Raw genomic sequence first — 23,559 nt, forward strand, 5'->3', positions numbered from 1 at the left:
AAACAACCTATGGCCGTAAAAAAGCAAAAGGCGTGCCAAAAGGCACGCCTTATCAATGCGGTGAGGGGTCTATCGGCGCCGATACACCATGCCGCCGGGGTATCGCACCATCTCGAACTCGTCGGCCAAGCCGGACAGGGACTCGGAGGCCCCCAGGAACAGGTAGCCGCCAGGATTGAGGGCGGCAGCGAATTGCCGCAGGATCTTGCGCTTGTTGTCCGGCGAGAAATAGATCAGCACGTTGCGGCAGAAGATGACGTCGAACTTGCCCAGCAGCACGTAGCTGTCCAGCAGGTTGGCGCGACGAAAGCTTACCGCCTGACGCAGCTCCGGCTTGATCCGCATCCGGCCCCGCTCCAGTGGCTCGAAGAAGCGTTGCTTACGCTGTTCGGTCAGGCCGCGGGCCATCGCCAGGGCGTCATACTCACCGGCCTGGGCCTGGGCCAGGATCTGGTTGTCGATGTCGGTGGCCAGCAGCTCTGCGCCCTGCATCAGGCGGCCGGGATTTTTCAGCCGGAACTCCTGCAGGGTCATCGCCAGTGAGTAGGGCTCCTGTCCGGAGGAGCAGGCGGCGGACCAGATCCGCGGTCGCCCCACCCGCCCGGCCAGCTCCGGCAACACCTCGGTAAGCATCAGCTCGAACGGGTAGCCATCGCGGAACCAGAAGGTCTCGTTGGTGGTCATCGCCTCCACCACCTCGGTACGCAGCTGGTGCTGGCCCATCTGCATCGCGGCGTGGACCAGATCCGCCAGGGTACTGTGGTTATGGCGCTCCAGCAGCGGTGTTAACCGGCTGCGCACCAGGTACTGCTTGTTATCACCCAACTCGATACCGCTTTGCTGCTGTAAAAAGCTGGCGAATCGCTGGTACTGGTCGGGGCAAAGCTGACTCATGGCCGCGCTCACTGTTGTTCCAGGATGTTGTTGACGGTGCTGGCCAGGTCATCCGGGTTGAATTTGGCGATAAACTGGTCGGCACCTACCTTGTCCACCATCGCCTGGTTGAACACCCCGGACAGGGAGGTGTGCAGGATCACCCGCAGCGACTTGAGCTTGGCATTGGCACGGATCTCAGCGGTCAGGGTGTAGCCATCCATCTCCGGCATCTCGATATCGGAGATCACCAGGTGCATGCGCTCGGCGATGTCGCTCTGGCACTCGTCGGCCAAGGCCTGCAGCATCTGCAGCGCCTCTACCCCGTCTTTGGCCAGCAGGATCTCCAGCCCCAGGGGTTCCAGCGCACGCTGCACCTGCTTGCGGGCCACCGCAGAATCGTCCGCCACCAGAATGGTGCGCTTGCGCTCCGCCACCGGTGCCAGGGTGGAAGCCACCTGCTCGCTCACCTCGGTCTTGGCCGGGTTGATCTCATCCAGGATCTTCTCCACATCGAGGATCTCCACCAGCTGGTCATCCAGCTCGGTGACCGCGGTCAGGTAGTTACTGCGGCCACTGCCCTGCGGCGGCGGCAGCACGGTCTCCCAGTTGAGGTTAACGATGCGGTCGACCCCGGCCACCAGGAAGCCCTGTACCTTGCGGTTGTACTCGGTGATGATGATGAAGCTGTTTTCCACCGGAGTCGTCGGGCCACCGATGGCAGCGGACAGGTCAATCACCGAGATCGCCTGACCACGGATGTGGGCCACCCCGCAGATCACACTCTTCTGATGAGGCATGGCGGTCAGCTTGGGGCACTGCAGTACCTCGCGCACCTTGAACACGTTGATGCCGTAGCGCTGTCGGCCGCGCAGGCGAAACAGCAACAACTCCAAACGGTTTTGTCCCACCAACTGGGTGCGCTGGTTAACGGAATCGAGGATACTGGCCATGGAGAGGGTTCCCTGTCGAAAAGGTGGTTGTCATCGTTATTGCCCCCGACGGGCTTTGCCGTTTTGTGACTCAATGCTGCCACGACGGTGAAACACTGATCAGGTTATCGGTATAATGCGCCCGGTTTTTAGCAGTTTCGCCAGGCAGGTTCAAGTAAGGGCGTTAACGTCACAGATTATGAAATTTCCGCTTCTATTTCTTGCCTTTTTCGCCGCTTATTCGGCCCAGGCTCAAGAGCTTACCCCACTGTCTGAGATCCAGCAGACCGCCGAGGAGTACGTCGCCGCCTTCACCGAGGCCCCGGGCGATGCCCGGGTGGAGATCCGCGCCAATCCACTGGACAAACGGCTGCGCTTCGAGCGCTGCCAGTTGCCACTGGTGGCCAACGCCCCGGGCAATAGCGGCAGCGGCCGCTATGTCACGGTGCAGGTGGCCTGCCCTGACCCCGATGGCTGGTCACTGTACGTGCCGGTGCAGACCCAGATCCAGTACCCGGTGGTGGTGATCACCGCCGCCCTGGCCGGCGAAAGCCTACTCAGCGACGACCTGCTGACCGTCGAATTCCGCGACAGCCAGACCCTGCGTGGCAATCACTTCACCGATCCCCATGAGCTGCAGGGGGCCCGCCTGATCCGCCGCCTCGGTGCCGGTCAGCCCGTACGACGCAATAACGTCTGCCAGGTGTGCCGCGGCGATATGGTCACCATCCTGGCTCGGGTTGGCGGCATGGAGATCAAGACCAGCGGTGAGGCACTGGGCAGTGGCGCCGTAGGTGACACCATCCGGGTGAAAAACAACCGCTCAGAGCGTATGATTGATGCACGGGTGGTCGCGGTCGGCACGGTGGAAGTCCGGATGTGATTTTTTCCTAAAGCTCTGGCCTACCCCGCCGATACCTAAGACAGAAGACACACATAGCGCGCCAATAACGGAGCCAACCATGGCTATCGATTTGAACAAACTGGGTGGTGGTGCCCCACAGACCGTCACCCACAAACACACTTCTCATGCCAAGCACGATTGCCAGGCGGAGGCGGCCCCGCAGGCCCGTAAGGGGGATGAGGTGGCACTGAGCAGCCAAGCCCAGCAACTGAAACGTGCCGAGGCCAGCCTGAGCGAGGCCAGCGGCATCGACCAGGCCAAGGTGGATCGCATCAAGGCGGCCATCGCCGAGGGTCAGTACCACATCGACCCGGAGCGTCTGGCCCAGAACATCACCCGCTTCGAAGCGGAGCTGGATGGTCTGAGCGATGACTGATTCCGGCCTGGCCGACCTGCTTTCCCAACAGCTGATCCGACTGGATCAGCTGTTGGCGCTTCTGGAGCAGGAAACCGACGCCCTGGTGCAACGGGACGTTGACCTGATTGAGCAACTGCTCAAGCGCAAGCTGACCATGTTGGACGAGGTTAAGGCCGCCGACGACACGCTGGGTCGTCACCCCCAGCGTGCCCTGCTGAAAACCGATCCTACCCTTGCCGAGCAGGTGGAACAGGGCAAGGACAAGCTGGTGCAGTGCCAACAGCGCAACGCCCACAACCAGGAGCAGGCCGAGCTGGTCGCAGCCAGCCTGACCCGCTTGCAGCAAGTGCTGCAAAGCGCCCACAAGAGCCACGCCATGACCTACACCGGTGAGGGCGGCACCCATGTGGGCCAGCGACTGGGTCGAACCATCAAGGCCTGACCCGGCCATCGGACATCACCGATTCCTAACCACGCCCCGCCTAATGCGGGGCGTGGTTGTTTGTGGCCCCCGAAAAGGCTGCACCTTTTAACTGCGACCGCCATCTCGCTCCACTCGACAAGCCACAAAAAAAGCCCCCGCATCGGCTGATGCGGGGGCTTTCGTGTGACGGAGCTAAGGGCTTAGGCCAACTTGGCCTGCAGCGCCTGACCCAGACCGGCGGTGTTGTCGGCAAACAGCAGGTGAGCGACGCTGCCGTTCATCACCACCACCTGCTGTACCCCGGCGGCCTTGAGGGCCTCGGCATCCAGCGCGGCGGTATCCGCCAGCTCCACCCGCAGGCGGTTGTCAGCAACCGCCTTGACCTCGGACAAGCCACCCAGCTGCGCCAGCAGCTTAGCCGCTTGAGCCTGGTCGGCGTCACTGGCCACCACCTCGGCAACCGCTTCCGGCGCGGCGGCCGCAGAGGCGGTGTAGCCACCGGATTGGAGCATCTCCTCCATCTCGGTCTTGGTGATCTCGGCGATGGTGCCAACGATGGCCTGGATGGCGTTGCCGGACACCAGCACTCCAGAGGCACCCAACTGCTTCAGGCGAGCCTGGTCCACCAGGGCCGGATCCGCCACACTCATGCGCAGACGGGTGATGCAGGAGTCGACGTTGGTCAGGTTACCCGGACCACCAAAGGCCTCGATAAAGTTACGGGCGCGCTCGGAGCCTTCGCCCACCTCGACCTCTTCAGCTTCGTCATCACCCCGACCCGGGGTCTTCAGATCCAGCGCCTGGATCACCACCCGGAACACCACGTAGTAGATGGCGGAGTAGCACAGGCCCACCAGGATCATCAGCGGCATCTTCTGGGCGTTGGCACTGAGCACCAGGAAGTCGATCAGACCGTGGGAGAAGGAGGTGCCGTGAACGATGCCCAGCATGTTGGACACCACGTAGGCGGAGCCCGCCAGCAGGGCGTGTACCGCGTAGAGCACCGGGGCAACGAACAGGAAGGCAAACTCCAGCGGCTCGGTGATGCCGGTGAGGAAGGAGGTCAGTGCCGCCGAGATCATCAGCGAGCCCACCTTGGCCTTGTTCTCAGGCTTGGCACTGTGCCAGATGGCAATAGCCGCCGCCGGCAGACCAAACATCTTAAAGAAGTAGCCACCAGCCAGCTGACCGGCGGTTTCGTCGCCTGCCATGTAGCGCGGGATGGTGCCACGCACTACCTCACCGGATTCGGTGACAAAGGAGCCGGCCTCGTAGAAGAAGGGCACGTTCCAGATATGGTGCAGGCCGAAGGGGATCAGCGAACGTTCGACTAGGCCATACAGACCGAACGCCACGGTGGGGTTCTGGTAGGCAGCCCAGTGGGAGAAGGCGTCGATGGCACCACCGATGGGCTGCCAGATAACGAACATCACCGAGCCCACCAGGATACAGGCGAAGCCGGTGATGATCGGCACCGAGCGCTTACCGGCAAAGAAGCCCAGGTAGACCGGCAGCTCCAGCTTGAAGAAGCGGTTGAACACCCAGGCGGCAACACCACCGGCGATGATGCCGCCGAGAACCCCGGTATCCACCGGGTTGTGGTCATCCACCAGCTTTTGCGCCGCGGCATGGGCCTCGTTAGCACTGACCAGATCGGTGCTCAGGCCGGCCAGCACGCTCGCATCTGCACCGGCGGCCACCGCTTGATTGAGCGCCAGCAGCGCCGCTTCCGCCACCTCAGCGGCCTGACTGGCTGCGGCGGTGATCCCTTCGATGGTAGTGGCGTCAATCATGCCGATGGTGCGGTTCATGATGGCGAAGCCCACCACCGCCGCCAGGGCTGCCACCCCGTCGTTCTTGGCAAAGCCCAGGGCCACACCGATGGCGAACAGCAGGCCCATGTTCTCGAACACCGCCAGACCGGCGTCGTTCAGCAGATGGGAGACGATGCTCGGCAGCCATTCGAAGTTGGCGGCACCGACCCCCAGCATGATCCCCGCCACCGGCAGCACGGACACCGGTAGCATCAGGGCCTTACCGACCTTCTGCAGAACCGCAAAGGCGTTACTAAATTTACTCATTGTTTTTCTCGTCCGTCAGTTACGCGCAGTGGCTGTTGGCGTCGTGATCGGCGTGGAAGGCTTTCATCAGCTCCCGCACCTGCTTGGCGTCGGCACACATCATCGCCTTGCCCGCCAGCTCAACACATTGGGTCTTGCTGAGGCCACGCACCTGGTGCTTCACCTCGGGGATCACCGGCACAGAGCAGGACAGCTCGTCGATGCCCAGGCCCACCAGCAGCGGCACAGCGTCTTTCTCGCCGGCCAGACCACCGCAGACTCCGACCCATTTGCCGGCCCGGTGGGCGGCATCGGCGGTCATCTGGATCAGGCGCAGCACCGCCGGGTGCAGGCCATCGGCGATGCCCGCCAGCTTGGGGTGACCACGGTCGATAGCCAGGGTGTACTGGGTCAGATCGTTGGTACCGATGGAGAAGAAGTCGACATGCTCAGCCAGCAGATCGGCCATCACCGCGGCGGAGGGCACCTCGATCATGATCCCCACCTCGATGTTGCTCATATCGATGCCCAGCTTCTGTGCCTCCTCATTGAGGATCTGCTTGGCCAGGTTGAGCTCGAACAGGCTGGCGATCATCGGGAACATGATGCGTAGGCGGCCGGCCTCGGCGGCCTTAAGCAGGGCCCGCAGCTGCTGGCGCAACACCGCCGGCTTATCCAGGCCGACCCGGATGCCACGCTCGCCGAGGAAGGGGTTCTCCTCCTCGGGCAGCGGCAGGTAGGGCAGCGGCTTGTCGCCACCCACATCCAGGGTACGAACGATCAGCGGGCGCTCACCCAGGGTGGTCAGCACCTGACGAATCGCCTGCTCCTGATCCGCCTCGGAGGGGAATACCTGGGAGGATTCGTAGAGGAACTCGGAGCGCAGCAGGCCGACGGCTTCACCGCCCTTGGCCACCAGCTTCTCGGCGTCGGCCACCTTGGCGATGTTGCCTGCCACCTCGACCTGGACGCCGTCCTCGGTAAAGGCCTGCTCATCCTTGGCGGCATCGGCAGCGGCTTTGACCTCCGCCTGACGCTGCTGTTGCAGTGCCAGCTCGGCCAGCTCCGCTTCGCTGGGATTGAGCAGCAGGTAGCCCTTGGCGGTGTCCATCAACGCCGCCTGGCCATGCAGAGACAGCACCCGCTCCTCGACCCCGGCCATGGCGGCAATGCCCATGGCGCGGGCCAGGATGGCGCTGTGGCTGGAGGCACCGCCGAGCACGGTGGCGATGGCCAGCACCCGGTTGGGGTCCAGGTTGGCGGTATCCGACGGGGTCAGATCCTTGGCCACCAGGATGGTGTTCTCCGGCAGATCCGTCGGGATGGTTTCCTGGGACAGGCCCGCCAGTACCCGGGCTACCCGACCACCGACGTCGCGCAGATCCGCAGCACGGCCGGCCAGCAGGGCGTTATCCATGTGAGACAGGGTATCGGCCTGGGTCTCCACCGCGGTACGCCAGGCGTAACCGGCGGACTTGCCGTCCTGGATCATCCGCACGGCATTGTCGTAGACGTCCGGGTCTTCCAGCAGCTCCTGGTGGGCGACAAAGATGTCGGCCTTCTGGCCCATGCCCTTGTTACGCAGGGCAAGGATGAAGTCCGCCAGGGTCTGGTTAGCGGCAGCAATGGCGCTGTCCAGCGCGGCCTTCTCTTCGTTGGTCTCGCCACCTTGCTGCGCCACCGGCGGCAACTCGGAGGCAATGACATAGAGGGTGCCTTTGGCCTGACCGGCAGAGGCTTCAATCCCCAGCACCTTGCGCTCGTCGTTGGAGGTCTGGATCAGCAGCGAGGGCTCGGCGTGGATGTCAAAGCTGTTATCCGCAACCGGCTTGACCACGGCGCTGGGATCGGCGCCCTCCTCGCCCAGGCCGGCCTTAAGGCCTTCTACCAGGGCGGCCAGGGCGGCCTCGGCATCGTCACCGTGGGCCAGCACCTTAACCTGGTCACCAAAGCCGATGTTGAGGCCCATCAGGGCGACCACGGAGCGGGCATTCACCTGCTTGCCCTCCTTCTCTACCATCATGGCACTGCCAAACTGCTTGGCGATGGCGACGATGGCGGCAGCGGGGCGGGCGTGGATGCCGGTGGGATTGATCACCGTCACCGGCTCAGAGGCCATCATCTCGGCGGCATCCACCGCGATCTCGGTGACGCCCTTCAGCTCGGCCTTAAACAAAAGGTCTCCGGCCTGGACAAAGTCCGCGTCAGTGGCGGTCAGGCTGGCGATACGGTCTTGATCGGTGAGCAGCACCACGGTACGCAGGGATTTCACCCCCTGGGCCACCGGATCCATGTCCACCTCCACCAACGGGGTCTTGGCGCTGACCTTTTCCCCCTCCTGAACCAGGGCCTTAAAGCCCTCACCGCGCAGCTTCACCGTGTCCACACCGATGTGGATCAACAGTTCGATACCCTGCTCGGTGGTCAGGGTCACCGCATGGCGGGACGGATGGATCTGGGTCACGGTGGCGTCGCAGGGCGCAACCAGAACGTTGTCCGTCGGGTCAACGGCAAAGCCGTCTCCCACCATCTTCTGAGCGAACGCCGGGTCCGGCACCTGCGCCAGGGGGCAGGTAACACCGGTGAACGGCGAGAGCAGTCTTAACACTGCCGGCTTCTCTACGGTCATGGGTACTTAAGTCCTATGTTTTTGAATTCTGTCTTTGCCGTGTGACGCCACGCCGGTGAGTGCCCGCTCACCGGCTGAAGGGAGTGAACTCCCCACGCCTCAGCCCACTGCCGGGCATTGAGTCTATTGTTCGGCAACAGTAGCGGATCGCCGATGGATTTCAGTGATTCAGCCAACACTCTGACCAGGCCTGATGTTGAAATTACACAACCTTACAGAGTGGCCGGCCGCACCAGACTCGACATCGGGGTGGTCAGGCTTGTGCATCTTTGTGCATCGCCATGGACCCAGCCGCTACGAGGCTCAAATTATCCCAAATTGTTGCGCCAAGCCCAGACCTAAAGCGAAAAAAAGGCCACAAAGGCGTACTTTTCTTCTCAGGCTGCACCCGACTTTGTAGTTTATTTACTACAAAACCAGCCTTAACGCGGCTGGTTTCACCACCCCTTTCTCAGCGGGATTACGGAATTGTTGCCCTAGTGATTGGTTGTTGGCTTTTCGACCCACAAGGCAAAAATGTAAGCGCTTTCTACCTTATGCGTAATCAGCAACTTAGTCGAGAGGCCATTGAACTCATCAGCTTCGTTAACAAGGCACAAAAAAACGGGCGACAATGCGCCCGCTTCCAGTCCGGTGGTAGCCGGTGACCTAATAGTAAGTGACTTTCTTGATGCGCTGGCGCGGCTGCTGTTGGTACAGCGCCCATACGGTGGCAAAGTCCAGCTCCATTTCGGTGACGTAGCTGTCCCCCACCGGATAGGCCCGCACCACCCGGGCGCCGCGGATCACCCCGTCCACCTGGGCGCGAAAGCTGTCATCACGCAGCACCATCTCGTTGACGTTGCTCTGGCCCTGGATGTGCTGACCATAGACCTGCTCCGCCAGCTCGCGGTAGGCATCCAGCTTGGCGGCCCGCATCGCCCGGCGCATCTTCTCTTCGTCGTTACTGCCCAGCTGGCTCGACAGCGGAGCAATGCCGGTGGCGGTCAGCACCGGGAAGGTGTCCGGCGCCAGGGTTTCGTACTCGACGTGGCGATCATTGGCGCAGCCGGCCAGCAACACAGCCACTAAGGCAATCCAGGCTCTCATCAACGATCCTCCCATTCTACGACCATCCCCTGGCCGGCACTGTCATGACGGTAGAGTCGGCCATGTTCCATGCTCACCTGGCCCGACGGCTGGAAGAACTCCGCCAGCTTCTGCCAGGGTACCGAGGTCTGGCTGGTGGCCAGCACCTGGCGATCGCCGACGCTGAGGATGCGGCTGTGGATCTGCACCCCATCGCGGCTGCGCCCAACGGTAGAGACCAGCACCTGGTCCACCGGCAGCTGGCTGGCCAACATGCTGACATCACGGCTAAGCAGCAGGTTGCCCCGCGGGCTGATCCGCACTCGATCGCTGCCGTTGAGATCCACCAACTGCACCTCCTGCTGATGCAGGGCCGACAGCATCGCCTCACCCAGTTGAAGAGCAAAGGCACTACTGCGGTCATACTGGTCGAGCATCACCGGCGTGGTCACCGCCAGCACGCTGTCGCTTTCGTTCTCACGATGATTGCGCAGCAGATCGGCGGCAATGCGTTCGGCTAACTCATTCACCGCCCCCTGGGGCGGCAAGGGTTTGCCGTTCTCTTCATAATCGAAGTGGCGGTGCTCATCGCCGAACTGAGCACAGCCGGCCAGTCCGGCCAACAGCAGCAACGGCAGGGCACGACGCAGTTGTCGTCGTACGCCGCCCAAAGAGGGATAGCGGGGCATAAACAGCCTCTGACAGATAATGGAGCCTTCTGAACCAGACTATCGGCCGCCAAAGCCAAAGCTTTAGGCACAAGGCTTGCTTATAATCCCCCATCTTTGTCTTTTTACCGGAAAAGTTGCCGCTGCCATGCCAACCCTTGCCCGACTGGTCGCCGCCCTGCTGGCGCTGTTCAGCTTCTGCGCCACCGCTTTGCCTATCGAGGTGAGCGGCGAGGCCCCCATCGTTAACAACAACGAGGAGGAGGCGCGTCAGCGAGCCATCGACCGGGCCCTGGCCCAGGCGGTGATGAGCCAGGGGGGCATGGTGGACTTCAACCAGGCCAGCCAGAACGGCGTGCTGCAGCAGGAGGAGATGAGCTGGCAGAGTCGCACCCAGGTGCGCAGCATGGAACTGCTGTCGGAGCAGCGCCAGGGCGACAAGCTCACCGTGCGCCTGCGGGTCGAACTGGCCCACGTCTCCGAGCCCAACTGCCGTGGCCTGTCCGGCCGCGCCGCCATCTCCGTGCCCCGGGCCGAGGTACGCTACCGCGACCAACTGGTACCTGGTGGTCTGTACGAGCTGGATGCCGCCCTGAGCCGGCTGCTGGGCAACACCCTCAGTGGTGAGTCCCACTTCGCCTTTGCCAAGGTACGGGATGACTTGCGGCTGGACCTTATCCCGCCTCAGCCCCACTGGATCACCGAGCTGGGCCAGCAAGATGGCAGCCAGTACGTACTTAACGTCATCATCGACGACGTCAGCGTCGACCAGCCCAAGAAGCGCCTGGGCTGGTTTGAGCGCACCGCCAACCGCACCATCGCCCTGGAAGCCCGCCTGTACGACAGCTTCAGTGGTGAACGGGTATGGCAACAGCGCTACCGCAGCGCCGCCGACTGGCCCTACAAACGCCAGGAGATCGCCGATACCGCCACCGAGCGGTTCTGGTCATCCGAGTTTGGCGAAGAGCTGCGCCGCCTCACCTTTGAGATGGTGGCCGACGTGGATGGCCTGTTGACCTGTCAGCCATTGAAGGGCCGCATTGTGCAGCTGAGCCAGGAGACCGTGATCCTGGATCTGGGCCTGCGCAACGGCATCCGTCCCGGTGATCAGCTCGAGCTGGTGCATCAGCAGGGAGCCTGGGGCAGCGACTCCGGCCTGGTGATGACCGTAGAGCAGGTTCACCCTGAGTCCGCCCGTGCCCGTCTGGATGGCGCCAGCGCCATGATGGGGGTGCAGCGGGGCGATTGGGTCCAGCGGGTCAGCCGCCGCTAATTTCAGCTAGCCAATAGCTGCCATGAAAAAGGCCAACCCGAGGGTTGGCCTTTTTTGTCTTTGCCGTCTGGTCTTACTCGTCGCCACCACTGCCGATCGCCTTGTACAACACCGCACCGATCACCGCACCGACGATGGGGGCCAGCCAGAACAACCACAGCTGCGCCACCGCCCAATCGCCGACAAACAGCGCCACCCCGGTGCTGCGAGCCGGGTTGACCGAGGTATTGGTGACCGGAATGGAGATCAGGTGGATCAGGGTCAGACACAGGCCAATGGCGATGGGGGCAAAGCCCGCCGGGGCCCGTGAGTCTGTGGCACCGAGGATCACCACCAGGAACATCGCCGTCATCACCACCTCGCACACCAGCGCGGCAGTAAAGCCATAGCCACCTGGGGAGTGCTCGCCATAGCCGTTACTGGCGAAGCCACTGGCGGCGGCATCGAATCCGGCCTGACCTGAAGCGATGACATAGAGCACCGCACCGGCAATCACCGCCCCCACCACCTGGGCAACGATGTAGGGCAGCAGTTGATTGGCCGGGAAGCGGCCGCCGGCCCACAGCCCTACGGACACCGCAGGATTTAGATGACAACCAGAGATATGGCCGATGGCGAACGCCATGGTCAAGACGGTTAAACCAAACGCGAAGGAGACCCCAACCAGCCCGATCCCCACCTCAGGGAAGGCCGCCGCCAGCACCGCGCTGCCGCAGCCGCCCAGCACCAACCAGAAGGTGCCTATGCATTCAGCCAGATATTTTTGCATTCCATGCCTCCCTGGCCGGCGGCGCGCCCTTGCGTTGCCTGATTTACACCGGCCTCGGTCACTGAGACTAGAAGAGATCCGTGAGAAAAGAGAACTTTGCAGTGAAAAGAGGGGCGATATACGGCCTTGGGGCAAGCAAGTTCCTCTTAAACGGCTTCGGTGCCCAATCATGAAAGGTCTCAGGCCAGGCTGAGCCAAACTGTCTATGGGAGGCCATAGGCCCTAATTACCGCCCTGCCCAAATGGGCCAGACTCGCCGAGGCTCTGTCTTTACCGCAGCAGCGCTCTTCCATTCGGCCCCGGATGTGGACAGAATAAACCAGTCGATAACGATAAAAACTTCACACCATCATCCAGATCATAAAGCAAAAGGACAGGCTTGCGATGACGACCCCATCAATGTCATCAGTACGACAGCTGCGGGAGAACACCGAGTTTTGAGTCCATCGCACTTCGCTAAGCACTGCGGGTGGGCCGGTTCTCATTGGCTTAAAACCTTTGCTCTGGTCCTGCTGGTGTTGGCAGCAGGGGCGTGCAGTAGCCTTCCCGACAGCTCCCATGTCGCACCAACCTACTCCCTGCCCGCCGCCGAAGATGGGCCACTGAAGGAACTGGCAGCTGGCTTCGTGCAGCAACACCCGCAGGGGCACTCTGGATTCAGCCTGATTAGCCGCGCCGACGAGGCGATGCATGCCCGCCTTGCGCTGATCGACTCTGCCACCACCTCGCTCGATCTGCAGTATTTCATCTGGAGTGATGACACCGCAGGGGATCTGTTGTTTGAACGCTTAATGCAAGCGGCCGACCGCGGTGTTCGGGTGCGCGTGCTGGTGGATGATTTTGGCCTGAGCGCCAGCAGCAAAGGGCTCTCCATTGCCAGCAAACACCCCAACCTCTCGATCCACGTGTTCAACCCGATCCCCGGACGGGACGGCGTCATCCGCAGCATGTTCAGTTGGCTCTCCTCGTTTCAGGAGCTCAACCGGCGCATGCACAACAAGCTGATGATCGCCGACAAGCAGGTGGCCATCGTCGGCGGCAGAAACATCGGTGACGCCTATTTTGGCCTGAGCGATAAGTACAATTTTGTCGATCTGGATGTTCTGGTGATAGGCCAGGTTATCCCGGAGCTGGCCAGCGCCTTCGATGAGTACTGGAACGATCCCATCGTCTTCCCGGCCGAAGCCTTCACCGACTCGGTCGACCCGAAGACACACCAAAAATTCCGAACCTGGTTGCGAGAGCGGGTCAACAAGGGAGCTGAGCGACAGTCGCTCTACCCCATCGAAGTGCAGGAGTGGGGCCCATGGCTGACACAGCGCAGCAAGGGGTGGCTCAGCGGCAAAGGCTATTTTATGCAGGATGACCCGGTGGCCATTGACGGTGAGAATCTGCGGCTGGTGGATATGCTGGCCTACATGTCGCAACCGAGCGAGCACGAGCTCATCTTGGCTTCTCCCTACCTGATCCCGGTGGACAACTTCCTGGATGCACTGGCTGAGAAGGCAGAGCGGGGTATCGAGGTACACCTGATCACCAACTCACTGGGCTCGAACAACCACACCATTGCCCACAGCCATTACCGCAAATACCGTGAAGATATCCTCGCCACGGGCGCACGACTGTACGAATTCAATCACCAGCCCGACACCGAGGTGCAATCCCTGGCAGAGCCGGAACTGGGGACCGCCAAGTTCATCTCCTTCCATACCAAAACCATGGTGGCCGATGGCCGCCGTAGCTTTGTCGGCTCCCTCAACTTCGATCCCAGGGCGTTGGTGATCAACACCGAGAACGGCCTGCTGATCGACTCAGAACCGGTGGCCGTGGCGATCCGCGACTACCTGCTCAAGATGAAGGCGCCGGAGAACGCCTGGCAACTGCAGTATCAACAAGATGGCAAGATAATATGGCGTGGCGCGGATGGTCAGGTGCTTGAGCGCCAGCCAGCCCAAGGCACGGGCCAGAGGGTCAAAGACAGCCTCTACCGGTGGATACCCATTGAGAGCCAGCTTTAGCGGTGACGAGGCAAACAGAACGGTCCTTGAGCCGCTGTGCAGGAAGTATCCAATCACCGGCTAAGTCTTTCATTTCGGCAATGAACCTAGCTAGAATGTGGCTCTCTCCCCATAGCTCAACAGGATAGAGCAGCCGCCTCCTAAGCGGCCGATCGAGGTTCGAGTCCTCGTGGGGAGGCCACTTCCGCCTCTCGCGAAAATCCAATGTATTACAACATTAAACATCGAGCCGATGTTCACTTCCAAAAGCTATAGAAATCATGAGCCACTCTACAACAGCAGAGTGAAGACTTTTAACTTCGCCAAACGGCCAAAGGCCTATGCAACTCCATTAGCCCTTCGATAGATTCAAAGGGCACTTTAAAAGAAGAACCGAGTTGCAAAGAGATACAGCTTAGCTACTCCACAAGATGACTTGCTTCAGTTCGCCTGAACCTGTCACCTAAGCTCATTAATGGCAACTACCATCACAATGAAGCACAGTAAAAGTTATATATAATATATACCTCCTGACCAAACTTCCAATCCTTACCTCCGGAATAATTAACGTTGGCTTCAGTAAACTGGCGAGAGGAAATTGACACATTATCGAAGCCATAATAGATCTTATCATGATTAAGGTTTAATGAACCGCAGTGCTTTTCCAAATTTCTTTTTTCATTATTGCTAAGGTAATGAAGTAATTCTTCAACAGCATTTGCATTTACATTTGCTGCATTTGATAAGTGTCCCATTCCATAATTATGAATTGTCAAGGATGGATAAATACTTCTAATGCTCCCTGAGCTGGTCTCCAAGTGTATATACTCCTTTGACTCTGCAGGGTTTGCACTAACTAGACATACAAAGAAAGACAAGCAACTTACTCGCATCAACGTGCGGCTCGAATAAATAATCATATTCAATCACCATAGATGTAATATACTTCATTCCATCTCTAAATGAGACCTGCCAAAGGTACTAGATTCCACACTCAAGTAGGGACAGAAGATAGAACCTTTTTTTGGTTTTTTACCTTCACTTAATCCTACTCCCTTGCGCCTCATTCTAATGAGTGAGTCAAGCGCTGGTCACAAGACCTGCCACCACTTGGCCATAACACTCACCAAACCCTATTCAACCTGAAAAGAGTGGATAGTAACACCAGTCAAATGTGTAGATATTTGTTTGTACAAAAAACATCCTAAATATGATTACCGTTTGATACAACATTTATACGAGGTATGTTTGTAATGCTTTAAATTCAATGTTTTCTATTAACAGGATAGCAAAATGAAATTCAAGAGATTGATCACCATTCCTTTAGTCGCTTTGTTTGTTACAGGTTGCTCTTCAAGAGTCGCCGACATGTATGAGCAAGAGGGTACAGACAAGTCCTCTTTATCCGGAGTCAGGTGGCACAATGTAGCTCAATCTCCTGGCATCCATGGTATCAAAGTAAAGAGCATTGATGGGCAAGCTCCAGGACTTTTCATTACTCGAGCACTAGTTGACCCAGGAGTAAAGACTGTTTCTATTGACTGCTATAATGAAGGAAAAAAACACGGAACATCTATCGATGGTATTGTTCGTGGTACCGGCAAAGCCCAACTCAACTTCGAACCCGGAGTGAATTACTTTCTCCAAGGACGTAAAGAAACTGTCAGAGACGCTAGAACTGGTACTCTAAGACAAGAGTGTGTACCCTTTATCTTCAGAACGAGCGAATTATAGACTAGTAATATGACATGCATGTCCGATGGTATTTATGCCATCGGACAATCCAATTTTAGTTATCGCCAATCTAGTTACTCATCGTCATTGGTAGAGTTAACCTGAGACTTTTTTCATCTCAAATTTCATGTGGTGTATGCTAGTGTTATTTCTCTAATTACCCCATCATACTTTTCGGCAAAATCGATGTTTTTTGCCCTTTCAACTGATATCGGAGATAAGCTCAGCGATCGCCAGTTCGGCGTTATCCGCTCGCTCCTGCTCCTTGAGGGCCGCTTCCTTCCAAAACTCCACCTCGTCGGCCCATTTGCGGTTGTTCCACATCCAGACACTGCTCATCAGCAGGACCACCCAGATGGCGGTGACTGTCTCTATTGCCATCGGGACCACCAATAGCCAAATTCATAGCCGCTGGTTTCTGCCGAACTCGCCCCAGCCCAATAGGCCAGCGCCAAAGCTGCCACCGCCAGCACGACCAGCTCTGCAATTGCCCTTATCTCTTTCATCGTCTCCCCCTGACCACTTTGCTTGGCCTCCAACCTCTATTACGTCCAGAAGCCCCTTATAGTTGGTGCGGTGCCACGGCCAGCCTGAAGCAGGGAGAACCGGCATCGGGTACCACACCGAAGCTATGAAAACAGAAGCCCAGGTTGTGATATGAGTCAGAACACGCCACGGCATGGGTATTGTGAGCTAAAACAGCCTTGAAGGCGGTATCGGGGATGTCGCCAGGAGCGCCGGGTCTCCGCCATTGAATCCTAGGCTATACACCATGCCGGGCCGTACCCGCTTTGCGCCTGTTTGCCTCCCTGCCGATTCGCGCTACGCTGAGCCCTTAGCCTGTTTGCCAAGGAAGCCGCAATGAAGCTCTATGAAACCGCCATGACCCCCAGTGCTCAGCGGGTCAACCTGTTCCTGCTGGAAAAAGGCATCCAAGTGGAGCGGGTATCAATGAACGTCCGCGCCGGGGACAACCTGACGCCGGAGTTTGCCGCTAAGTCCCCCACCGGCAAGATCCCCCTGCTGGAGCTGGACGACGGCACCTGCCTGGTGGAGTCCATCGCCATCTGTCGCTACTTCGATGCCCTACACCCGGATGAGCTGGCGCTGTTTGGTCGCACCCCGCTGGAGCAGGCCCAGGTGGAGATGTGGAGCCGAGTGGTGGAGATCTACGGCCTGCAGATAGCCTTCCAGGCGTTTCGCCATACCACCGGCGTCTACGCCGACCGGGAGCGCTGTATCCGCGCCTGGGGTGACGAGGCGCTGCTGCGACTTAAGGAGTTTCTGCCCAAACTGGAACGGCGACTGGGCGAGGCCGACTACCTGGCGGGGGAACACTACAGCGTGGCGGACATCACCGCCTATGTGCTGGTACGGATGCTGCCGCGCTTTGATATCGAGGTGAACTCACCCCACCTGGCTCGCTGGATGGAGCGGATAGAAGCCCGACCGGCCGTGCAAACCCTCAATCTCACCTGATCCTGGCTAACTCGTTCATTCAATAAAGGGTTTTAACCGCTGGCACGGAGGCCCGTGCCAGCGCGGTGTAACAAAGCTGTACAAGGTCTGATGATCCTGCCGGTAGTGTGTGCAAAGCCCCTGCCCGATCAGTACATTGATTCCTGTCGAAGCGTGAGCAACGCCCCCTTCCCCCCTTTTCGGGACGGCTCATGTCAACTCGTTTGAGGAGTCTGAATGTTCAAGCTGCTACAAACTGCCATGATGGTGCTGCTGGTCAGTAGCGCCTCCGCTTTCTCCGCACCGGCCCAGTCGGTGGGTACCGGCCATACCCTGGCCATTGCCAACGGCACCAATGCCCTTGGCCCTCGTATCACCCGCGAAGAGCGGGAAACCTATCGCCACCTGCCCCTGGGCCATAGCCAGCAGGACAGTGAAGGCTTCTATCAATCCCTGCGCGCCCTGTACGCGGCAGAAACCATTGATGCCTACCCGCGCCAGGACAGCAATGATTTCGCCACCCTGATGGCCCAGGCTGAGCTGGCCCAACAGGAGCTGGCCGCCCTGACCCAAACCCTGGCCGGTCAATACCACGCCGAGGCACTGGTTCCCGGGGTAAAATCCCAGGCCCGCGCCGAGGCCAAGCTGCACGGCGACCTGGATGGTGACGCCGCCCGACTGACCGATCTGGCCCGCGCCTCGCTGGTGGCGGATGACGTAGCCACCCTAGTGGAGCTGCACCAGGCCGTGGCCGAGTCGGTGGAGATCGTGCGCCTGAAGAACCGCTTTAAAACGCCGAAAGCCAACGGCTACCGTGACCTCAACCTGGTGGTGCGCCTGCCGCAAAGTGGCCACCTGGCGGAGCTGCAACTGCACCTCGATGCCATTGCCCAGGTTAAGAACGGCGCCGAGCATGACATCTATGAACAGATCCAGGCCCTGACTCGTCAGAGCGATCGCAACGAGTTTGACCAGCATCGCATCACCCAACTGCAACAGCAGTCGATGCAGCTCTATGCCAACGCCTGGCATCACCACCTCACCCCAGTTCACTCCTTAGCGCTGCCCAAATCAGCCTAACCTTTTGCCCCGCCTCCGAGCGGGGCTTTTTTTGCGAACCACCTGCCCTTTTGCCCCGTATACGCCACACTCAATAGTTGACCCGTTGTCCGGCTTGATGCGCTGCCGAGATGTAAGGAGGTCAAGATGCGGATCTGGGTGTGTCTGCTTGGCATGACACTGCTGTCGGGCTGTTGCCTGAACCAGCATTCACAAAAAGGCTATCAACGCTGGCCGGCGTGCATACTGCCGGTCAAATCTGAGTCCCTGGCGCCCAGCCCGGCGCCCCTGGTGCCGGCCCAGTCGGTGCCTGTACCACCAGAAAAGTCCTCGGCCATCCCCCTATCCCCCAGTCTGGTGCAGCTACCGGGTAGGCTCATGGGCCCATCCTGCACCATGGGGCAGACCGAGCTGTCTAGCCGTGTCACCAAGCTAGGCTGAAACGCCAGCGGCCACAGGTGCGCTGCCCCCCTTAACTGCGCTACCCTGAAGGCCCCGTCACAAGGAAGTGTTCACCATGTGGGTGCTGTTTACCCTGATGGCCGCCTTTATGCAGGCCTGGCGTAACGCCTTTCAGAGCGAGCTGAGTCGTGAGGTCAGCGTCGCCGGCGTGACTCTGGCCCGTTTCCTCTATGCCGCCCCACTGGCAGGGCTCTACCTGTGGTTGTTGTACCAATGGCAGCCGGTAGAACCGCTTGAGCTTAATCCCCGCTTTACCGGCTTTGTGGTGGGTGCGGCACTGATGCAGATCCTCGCCACCGGGCTGATGGTAAAGCTGTTCCAGATGAAGAACTTCGCCGTCGGGGCTGGGCTAGCCAAGAGTGAAGCCCTGGTGGCGGCAGTGCTGGGGATGCTGTTTTTCGGCACCCATCTGAGCTTGCTGGGTTGGCTCGGCATTGCCTTGGGGGCCGTGGCGGTGTTTCTGCTCTCCAGCCCCGGCAGCTGGCGCCAGTTGGCCCCGGCCACGGTGCTGCTGGGCCTGGCCTGCGGCACCGCCTTTGCCCTTACCTCGCTGTGGGTGCGCGAAGCCAGCCTTAGCATCGACCTACCCTTCCCCCATCGTGCCGCCTGGGTGCTGCTGCTGGTACTGAGCCTGCAAACCCTGCTGCTGCTGAGCTACCTGAGCTGGCGCGACAGCGCCACCCTTGTCGCCTTGTGGCAACGACCCCGGCTGACCGGACTCACCAGTCTGTCCAGTTGCCTGGGGTCCATCGGCTGGTTCTCCGCCATGTCGCTGCAGGCGGTGCCCTACGTCAAAACCCTGGGCCAGGTGGAAGTGTTCTTTACCCTGCTGATCGCCAACCTGTGGCTCAAGCAGAAGGTCAGGGTGAAAGATATGCTGGGCCTGGTGCTGATCGCCCTGGCGGCCATCATCGTGATGTGGTTCTAGGGCCAGTGAACGGCCATGGCCCCCAAAAATACATTTCGACTAATCTAGAAATTTGACAATGAGCACTACCCGGCCCTATCCTAGTCGCCAGTGACTGAAGCCGACGCTCAGGCGTCGGCTTTTGTTTGACTCAACACTTCGAACTTTGTGGAATTATTATGTCTGAAGCCTTCTACACCCAACTGTCCGAGACCGCCGGCTTCTTCCTGTTCCTAGCGGCGGAGCTTACCCTGCTGTTTCTGCTGATCAGCTTTATCATTGGGCTGGTGATGGAGTGGTTGCCGGCCGGCAAGATACAATCGATCCTCGGCTCCCAAGGGGGCCGCGGCTACCTCTCCGCTGGCCTGCTTGGCGCCCTGACCCCCTTTTGCAGCTGCTCCACCATCCCGATGCTGTCGGGGCTGCTCAAGGCCCGGGCGGGCTTTGGCCCCACCATCACCTTTCTGTTTACCAGCCCGCTGCTCAACCCCATCATCATCGGCTTGTTCTGGGTGACCTTTGGCCTTAAGACCACCTTGATCTACTTTGCCATTGCGCTGGGGATCTCGGTACTGGCGGGCTTTCTGCTGGAGAAGCTGGGCTTCGAGCACTACGTCCGCCAGGAGGTGGTAAACGCCAGGCCGACCGGCTGTGGTGCCCAATCCGGCGGCTGCGGTGCCCCGGCTGCCCCCAAGGCCAGCGAGCGCTGGCAGCGGATCTGGCGAGACACCTGGGCCCAGTTTAAGAAGATCTTCCCACTGCTGATGCTGGGGGTGGCCATCGGCTCGCTGGTGTACGGCTTCGTTCCAGAGGATCTGATCGTCAAATACGCCAGCAACGACAGTCCGCTGTCCATTGCCATCGCCTCGGTGGTCGGGGTACCGCTTTATATCCGTGCCGAAGCGATGATCCCGCTGGCAGCTGCGCTGCAGCTGAAAGGGATGGGGATGGGGGCGCTGATGGCGCTGATCATCGGTAGCGCCGGGGCCAGCATCACCGAGGTGATCCTGCTCAAGACCCTGTTCCGCAGCCAGATGATCATCGCGTTTCTGGCCGTCATCTTCACCATGGCATTCAGCGCTGGCCTGCTGTTCAGTCTGCTGTAATGACGTTGCGGTGCATTAGGGCCATATCCCCAAAACTATGGAATAATTGGCCCTAAGCCCCCAAGCACTGGACACAATATGGAACTTCTGGAATACCACGCCAAGGCACTGAAGGAGCTGGGTCACCCGGCCCGACTGGCGGTATACAAGCGGCTGTCCAAAGCGGGCTACCAGGGCCTGCCGGTGGGCAGCCTGCAGAAGGAGCTGGGGATCCCCGGCTCCACCTTGTCGCACCACCTGTCCGCATTGATGGCGGCTGGGCTGGTCAAACAGCAGCGCGATGGCCGCACCCTGTTTTGCATCGCTCAGTACGACCGCTTCGATGCCCTGGTGGCCTACCTGCAGGACCAGTGCTGCGCCGACGAGCAGTAAGGCTATTGGCCGGGCTGGATCAGCTCCGCCAGGATGGTGCCGCGGTTGCCCGGATAGACCAGGTACTCACCGTGGTACTTCACCTTGGATTTGTAATCGGTGACCTTGTGCAGCAACAACCCCTGGTCAAAGGCCAGCTGGACAAAGGCCCGCATATCGCCCCGCACATAGAGTGATACCGGCTTCACCAGCGCATCGTCATCGACGAAGTGCTCCTTCTGCTGCCGGGCACAAAGCACCAGGGAGCCCTGGCCATCGGTGTGATGGACGAAGGTGCCATCGATCTCCTGCTCCGGCTCAACCACCCAGCCCGCTTCATCCAGCTGCTCCGCCAGGGCTTCGAACTGGCGCATCGATACCGGTTTCTCCGGGTTCTCAAACAGCGGTCCGTAGGTCGCTACGATCTGCTCAAACACCTGCTTGAGTGCCGCCCCCTGGCCCTTGGTACGGGCCTGCTTCTGCCAGGCCTTAAGCTGGGCGGCGCTGCTATGGGGGAAGCGTTTTTGCTTGATCGCCAGGGTGACCCAGGCACTGAAATAGTGAGCCTCGCTGGCGGGGCTTTTGGCGGTGCGTCCCTTGGCCTGGGATTGGGCCAGTTCAGTCAGACCCTGTTGGGCCAGGGAGAGGATATCGAGTGCAAAGGGGCTGGTCATTGAGCGGACGCCTCCGGGCTGGCGGGTAAACGGGTGGCATTGAGTTGCTGGCGCAGCTGCTGACGCTCACGCTCCAGCTGCTTGAGCAGCGCCAGTCGCTGTTGGCGTAGGTCCTTGAGTTCGGCTTTCTGCTCGCCGTGCCATTGATGGATCTGGGCCTGCAGATCCCGCAGTTGCAGTTGCAGATGGCGCTGGGTGCGGGTGGTGGCCTGCAGCTGTTGCTGTGCCGCTGCATCCCCCTGCACCTGGCTCAACGCCGCCTGCAGGGTGGGCTTGGCGATACGTAAGCGGGCGCTCAGCTCGAGCTGATCCATCCCTTCCCAATCCACGCTATGCTGGTCTTCGCTGGCCACGGTTTCCAGGTAGGCGGCGATCAGGGTGTGCCATTGTGCCGCCGGCAACGAGGGCGCAGTCTGGATCATCTCCTGCTCCGCCAGGTAGTGGCTGGCGCTGCGACGGGCCTGGAACAGGGTCAGCTGGCGCGCATCCCGGGGGCGATCATTGGGGCCCAGGGTATAGCGCTGCTGCACCTTGAGCACGCTGGTCTGCTCATCATCGGACAGCGGCGTGACCGGCTGGGCCCAGGCCATGCCGCTGAACAGGCCAGCCATCAGGCAAACACTAACAAAACGACGAATGCGCCCCATGGGCCGTTCCTTCACTGACTCTCTGAAAACGGCAATCCTAGCGAATAACGCGTCTAATACAAATGCTTGCCGGATGTAACTCCCACCTGGCTCACCCTTTGAACACCGTCAATGCAGGATCCCCTGCTCCCGGCACCGCTTGGCATACAGGTACAGAGCCAGGGCCACCAGGAAGATCAACAGGGTAAAGCCCAAGGAGAAGACATCGCCGATGATCTCCATACCGTTGGACAGCACGTAGTTCTGGAAGGTGACGATCACCATACACAGCAGCGACACCAGGAAGATCGGCACCGCACTGCCCTTGCGCAACAACAACATCACCGCCCCCAACACGCCGCCCCACACTGCGATGGCCCAGCAGGCATCCGCCCAGGCTGGGAAGCCATAGAAGAACGCCAGCTGCTGCTCGGTGAAGTTGGCCATGTACTCCGGGTTGCGGGTCTGGGTCATGTAGTAATCCATCGCCCCCATGGCGTTCCAAAACAGCGCCAGTACCCCCACCACCCAGAGGTGCCACGGGGTTGTGCGATGACTCATGGTTTGATTCATGGATTGGTTCATGCTGTGCTCCTAATCCCTGGCGGGTCCCTGTCCTGGCTGACCCACTCAGGTTACCATAGCGCCAAATCCCCAACCCCGTGTGGTCATGCACCGTTTACGCGCCCTCATTCTGTCCGATCCGCAGCTGCTTCAGTGGCTTGAGGCGGTTCGCCAAACCCAGCTGCCGGATGCCTGGCTGGCCGCCGGGGCACTGCGTAACCGGGTCTGGGATCAGCTGCACGGCTATCCACCCAGCCCGCTCAACGATCTGGATTTGATCTACTTTGATGCCAGTGACCCAGAGGGCCAGGCAGGCGTGGCTGCCCAGCAGCGGTTATCGATGGGGAGCGACGCGGCGCAATGGCAGGTGAAGAACCAGGCTTTGATGCACCATCGTAATGGCCATGCTCCCTACCGGGATGCGGTGGATGCGATGCGCTACTGGCCCGAGCAGGAGACCGCCGTGGCTGCGCGGCTCGGCGCCAGTGGTGAGGTTGAGATCGCCGCGCCCTTTGGCGTGGAGAGCCTGTTGGCCGGCCAGCTCCATCCCAACCCGGCCCGCCCCTACGCCCTGTTCGCCCAACGGCTCGAAAGCAAGGGTTGGTTGAGGCGCTGGCCAAGGCTCAAGGTGGTGCGCTAAGTCTTTGTCAGTCATAGGGCGAA

General features: G+C 60.1%; 25 protein-coding genes and 1 tRNA gene. 13 read left to right on the plus strand and 13 right to left on the minus strand.

Annotated features, from left to right (window positions below):
• Positions 1-69 precede the first annotated feature (69 nt).
• On the minus strand, positions 70-906 hold the full coding sequence (locus BUC04_RS16940) for a CheR family methyltransferase (RefSeq protein WP_373277980.1): 837 nt from the start codon (positions 904-906) through the stop codon (positions 70-72).
• Positions 903-1,826 carry a chemotaxis protein CheV gene (locus BUC04_RS16945; RefSeq protein WP_067663717.1) on the minus strand — a complete coding sequence of 308 codons (924 nt, stop codon included), beginning with the start codon at positions 1,824-1,826 and terminating at the stop codon, positions 903-905. The genes BUC04_RS16940 and BUC04_RS16945 overlap by 4 nt, the downstream gene beginning before the upstream one ends.
• A 178-nt stretch (positions 1,827-2,004) precedes the next feature.
• Between BUC04_RS16945 and flgA the strand changes: the two genes are divergently transcribed.
• From flgA to BUC04_RS16960, 3 genes are all read left to right on the plus strand, one after another.
• Positions 2,005-2,688: a flagellar basal body P-ring formation chaperone FlgA gene (gene flgA, locus BUC04_RS16950; protein ID WP_067663719.1), complete on the plus strand. Its 684-nt coding sequence runs from the start codon at positions 2,005-2,007 to the stop codon at positions 2,686-2,688.
• Positions 2,689-2,767: 79 nt separating this feature from the next.
• Positions 2,768-3,085, plus strand: a complete 318-nt coding sequence (gene flgM / locus BUC04_RS16955; RefSeq protein WP_067663722.1) for a flagellar biosynthesis anti-sigma factor FlgM — start codon at positions 2,768-2,770, stop codon at positions 3,083-3,085.
• Positions 3,078-3,509, plus strand: a complete 432-nt coding sequence (locus BUC04_RS16960) for a flagella synthesis protein FlgN (RefSeq protein ID WP_067663725.1) — start codon at positions 3,078-3,080, stop codon at positions 3,507-3,509. The genes flgM and BUC04_RS16960 overlap by 8 nt, the downstream gene beginning before the upstream one ends.
• 182 nt (positions 3,510-3,691) lie before the next feature.
• Here the strand turns inward: BUC04_RS16960 and ptsG are convergent, their stop codons facing one another.
• The 4 genes from ptsG to BUC04_RS16980 form a co-directional block, all read right to left on the minus strand.
• Positions 3,692-5,572: a glucose-specific PTS transporter subunit IIBC gene (ptsG, locus tag BUC04_RS16965; protein ID WP_073326026.1), complete on the minus strand. Its 1,881-nt coding sequence runs from the start codon at positions 5,570-5,572 to the stop codon at positions 3,692-3,694.
• 19 nt (positions 5,573-5,591) lie between these two features.
• Positions 5,592-8,180 (minus strand): phosphoenolpyruvate--protein phosphotransferase, encoded by a 2,589-nt coding sequence (gene ptsP, locus BUC04_RS16970; protein ID WP_067663731.1) that lies wholly within the window; start codon positions 8,178-8,180, stop codon positions 5,592-5,594.
• Between the two features lie 648 nt (positions 8,181-8,828).
• Positions 8,829-9,269 (minus strand): LPP20 family lipoprotein, encoded by a 441-nt coding sequence (locus BUC04_RS16975; protein WP_067663734.1) that lies wholly within the window; start codon positions 9,267-9,269, stop codon positions 8,829-8,831.
• Positions 9,269-9,937: a FlgO family outer membrane protein gene (locus tag BUC04_RS16980; protein ID WP_067663736.1), complete on the minus strand. Its 669-nt coding sequence runs from the start codon at positions 9,935-9,937 to the stop codon at positions 9,269-9,271. Before BUC04_RS16980 ends, BUC04_RS16975 begins: the two co-directional genes overlap by 1 nt.
• Before the next feature lie 127 nt (positions 9,938-10,064).
• Here BUC04_RS16980 and BUC04_RS16985 point away from each other — a divergent pair, with 127 nt between their 5' ends.
• Positions 10,065-11,189, plus strand: coding sequence for a flagellar assembly protein T N-terminal domain-containing protein (locus tag BUC04_RS16985; RefSeq protein ID WP_067663740.1), 1,125 nt, complete (start codon positions 10,065-10,067; stop codon positions 11,187-11,189).
• A gap of 73 nt (positions 11,190-11,262) precedes the next feature.
• Here the strand turns inward: BUC04_RS16985 and aqpZ are convergent, their stop codons facing one another.
• Positions 11,263-11,958 carry an aquaporin Z gene (gene aqpZ / locus BUC04_RS16990; protein WP_067663743.1) on the minus strand — a complete coding sequence of 232 codons (696 nt, stop codon included), beginning with the start codon at positions 11,956-11,958 and terminating at the stop codon, positions 11,263-11,265.
• A gap of 437 nt (positions 11,959-12,395) precedes the next feature.
• On the opposite strand from aqpZ, the gene BUC04_RS17000 reads away from it, so the two are divergent.
• Both BUC04_RS17000 and BUC04_RS17005 read left to right on the plus strand, forming a co-directional pair.
• Positions 12,396-13,976, plus strand: coding sequence for a phospholipase D-like domain-containing protein (locus tag BUC04_RS17000; RefSeq protein WP_159437702.1), 1,581 nt, complete (start codon positions 12,396-12,398; stop codon positions 13,974-13,976).
• A gap of 105 nt (positions 13,977-14,081) precedes the next feature.
• Positions 14,082-14,157, plus strand: a tRNA-Arg gene (locus BUC04_RS17005).
• Between the two features lie 286 nt (positions 14,158-14,443).
• On the opposite strand, the gene BUC04_RS23730 is transcribed toward BUC04_RS17005, so the two are convergent.
• Positions 14,444-14,773 (minus strand): hypothetical protein, encoded by a 330-nt coding sequence (locus tag BUC04_RS23730; protein WP_143165775.1) that lies wholly within the window; start codon positions 14,771-14,773, stop codon positions 14,444-14,446.
• 475 nt (positions 14,774-15,248) lie between these two features.
• Between BUC04_RS23730 and BUC04_RS23735 the strand changes: the two genes are divergently transcribed.
• Positions 15,249-15,689 carry a hypothetical protein gene (locus BUC04_RS23735; RefSeq protein WP_143165776.1) on the plus strand — a complete coding sequence of 147 codons (441 nt, stop codon included), beginning with the start codon at positions 15,249-15,251 and terminating at the stop codon, positions 15,687-15,689.
• A gap of 201 nt (positions 15,690-15,890) precedes the next feature.
• On the opposite strand, the gene BUC04_RS17010 is transcribed toward BUC04_RS23735, so the two are convergent.
• Both BUC04_RS17010 and BUC04_RS24215 read right to left on the minus strand, forming a co-directional pair.
• On the minus strand, positions 15,891-16,070 hold the full coding sequence (locus BUC04_RS17010) for a hypothetical protein (protein WP_143165777.1): 180 nt from the start codon (positions 16,068-16,070) through the stop codon (positions 15,891-15,893).
• Positions 16,061-16,195, minus strand: a complete 135-nt coding sequence (locus BUC04_RS24215) for a hypothetical protein (protein WP_268762542.1) — start codon at positions 16,193-16,195, stop codon at positions 16,061-16,063. Before BUC04_RS24215 ends, BUC04_RS17010 begins: the two co-directional genes overlap by 10 nt.
• 355 nt (positions 16,196-16,550) lie before the next feature.
• Here BUC04_RS24215 and BUC04_RS17015 point away from each other — a divergent pair, with 355 nt between their 5' ends.
• From BUC04_RS17015 to BUC04_RS17040, 5 genes are all read left to right on the plus strand, one after another.
• Complete coding sequence (locus BUC04_RS17015; protein ID WP_067663757.1) at positions 16,551-17,168, plus strand: glutathione S-transferase family protein; 618 nt, start codon at positions 16,551-16,553, stop codon at positions 17,166-17,168.
• Positions 17,169-17,384: 216 nt separating this feature from the next.
• The gene (locus BUC04_RS17020) at positions 17,385-18,227 is read left to right on the plus strand and encodes a RelA/SpoT domain-containing protein (RefSeq protein ID WP_067663763.1); all 843 of its coding nucleotides are present in this window, start codon (positions 17,385-17,387) and stop codon (positions 18,225-18,227) included.
• A gap of 496 nt (positions 18,228-18,723) precedes the next feature.
• On the plus strand, positions 18,724-19,596 hold the full coding sequence (locus tag BUC04_RS17030; protein ID WP_067663768.1) for a DMT family transporter: 873 nt from the start codon (positions 18,724-18,726) through the stop codon (positions 19,594-19,596).
• 158 nt (positions 19,597-19,754) lie between these two features.
• Positions 19,755-20,681 (plus strand): permease, encoded by a 927-nt coding sequence (locus BUC04_RS17035; RefSeq protein WP_067663770.1) that lies wholly within the window; start codon positions 19,755-19,757, stop codon positions 20,679-20,681.
• Between the two features lie 78 nt (positions 20,682-20,759).
• On the plus strand, positions 20,760-21,053 hold the full coding sequence (locus tag BUC04_RS17040) for an ArsR/SmtB family transcription factor (protein ID WP_067663772.1): 294 nt from the start codon (positions 20,760-20,762) through the stop codon (positions 21,051-21,053).
• 2 nt (positions 21,054-21,055) lie between these two features.
• Here BUC04_RS17040 and BUC04_RS17045 read toward each other — a convergent pair whose 3' ends face one another.
• From BUC04_RS17045 to BUC04_RS17055, 3 genes are all read right to left on the minus strand, one after another.
• Positions 21,056-21,706 carry a DUF2913 family protein gene (locus BUC04_RS17045; RefSeq protein ID WP_067663775.1) on the minus strand — a complete coding sequence of 217 codons (651 nt, stop codon included), beginning with the start codon at positions 21,704-21,706 and terminating at the stop codon, positions 21,056-21,058.
• Positions 21,703-22,353: a hypothetical protein gene (locus tag BUC04_RS17050; protein ID WP_067663778.1), complete on the minus strand. Its 651-nt coding sequence runs from the start codon at positions 22,351-22,353 to the stop codon at positions 21,703-21,705. Before BUC04_RS17050 ends, BUC04_RS17045 begins: the two co-directional genes overlap by 4 nt.
• A gap of 108 nt (positions 22,354-22,461) precedes the next feature.
• Positions 22,462-22,917 (minus strand): hypothetical protein, encoded by a 456-nt coding sequence (locus BUC04_RS17055; RefSeq protein WP_067663781.1) that lies wholly within the window; start codon positions 22,915-22,917, stop codon positions 22,462-22,464.
• Between the two features lie 85 nt (positions 22,918-23,002).
• Here BUC04_RS17055 and BUC04_RS17060 point away from each other — a divergent pair, with 85 nt between their 5' ends.
• Positions 23,003-23,536, plus strand: a complete 534-nt coding sequence (locus BUC04_RS17060) for a nucleotidyltransferase family protein (RefSeq protein WP_067663784.1) — start codon at positions 23,003-23,005, stop codon at positions 23,534-23,536.
• Positions 23,537-23,559 lie beyond the last annotated feature (23 nt).

It is taken from the genome of Ferrimonas marina (assembly GCF_900129905.1).
GTDB classification, from domain to species: domain Bacteria; phylum Pseudomonadota; class Gammaproteobacteria; order Enterobacterales; family Shewanellaceae; genus Ferrimonas; species Ferrimonas marina.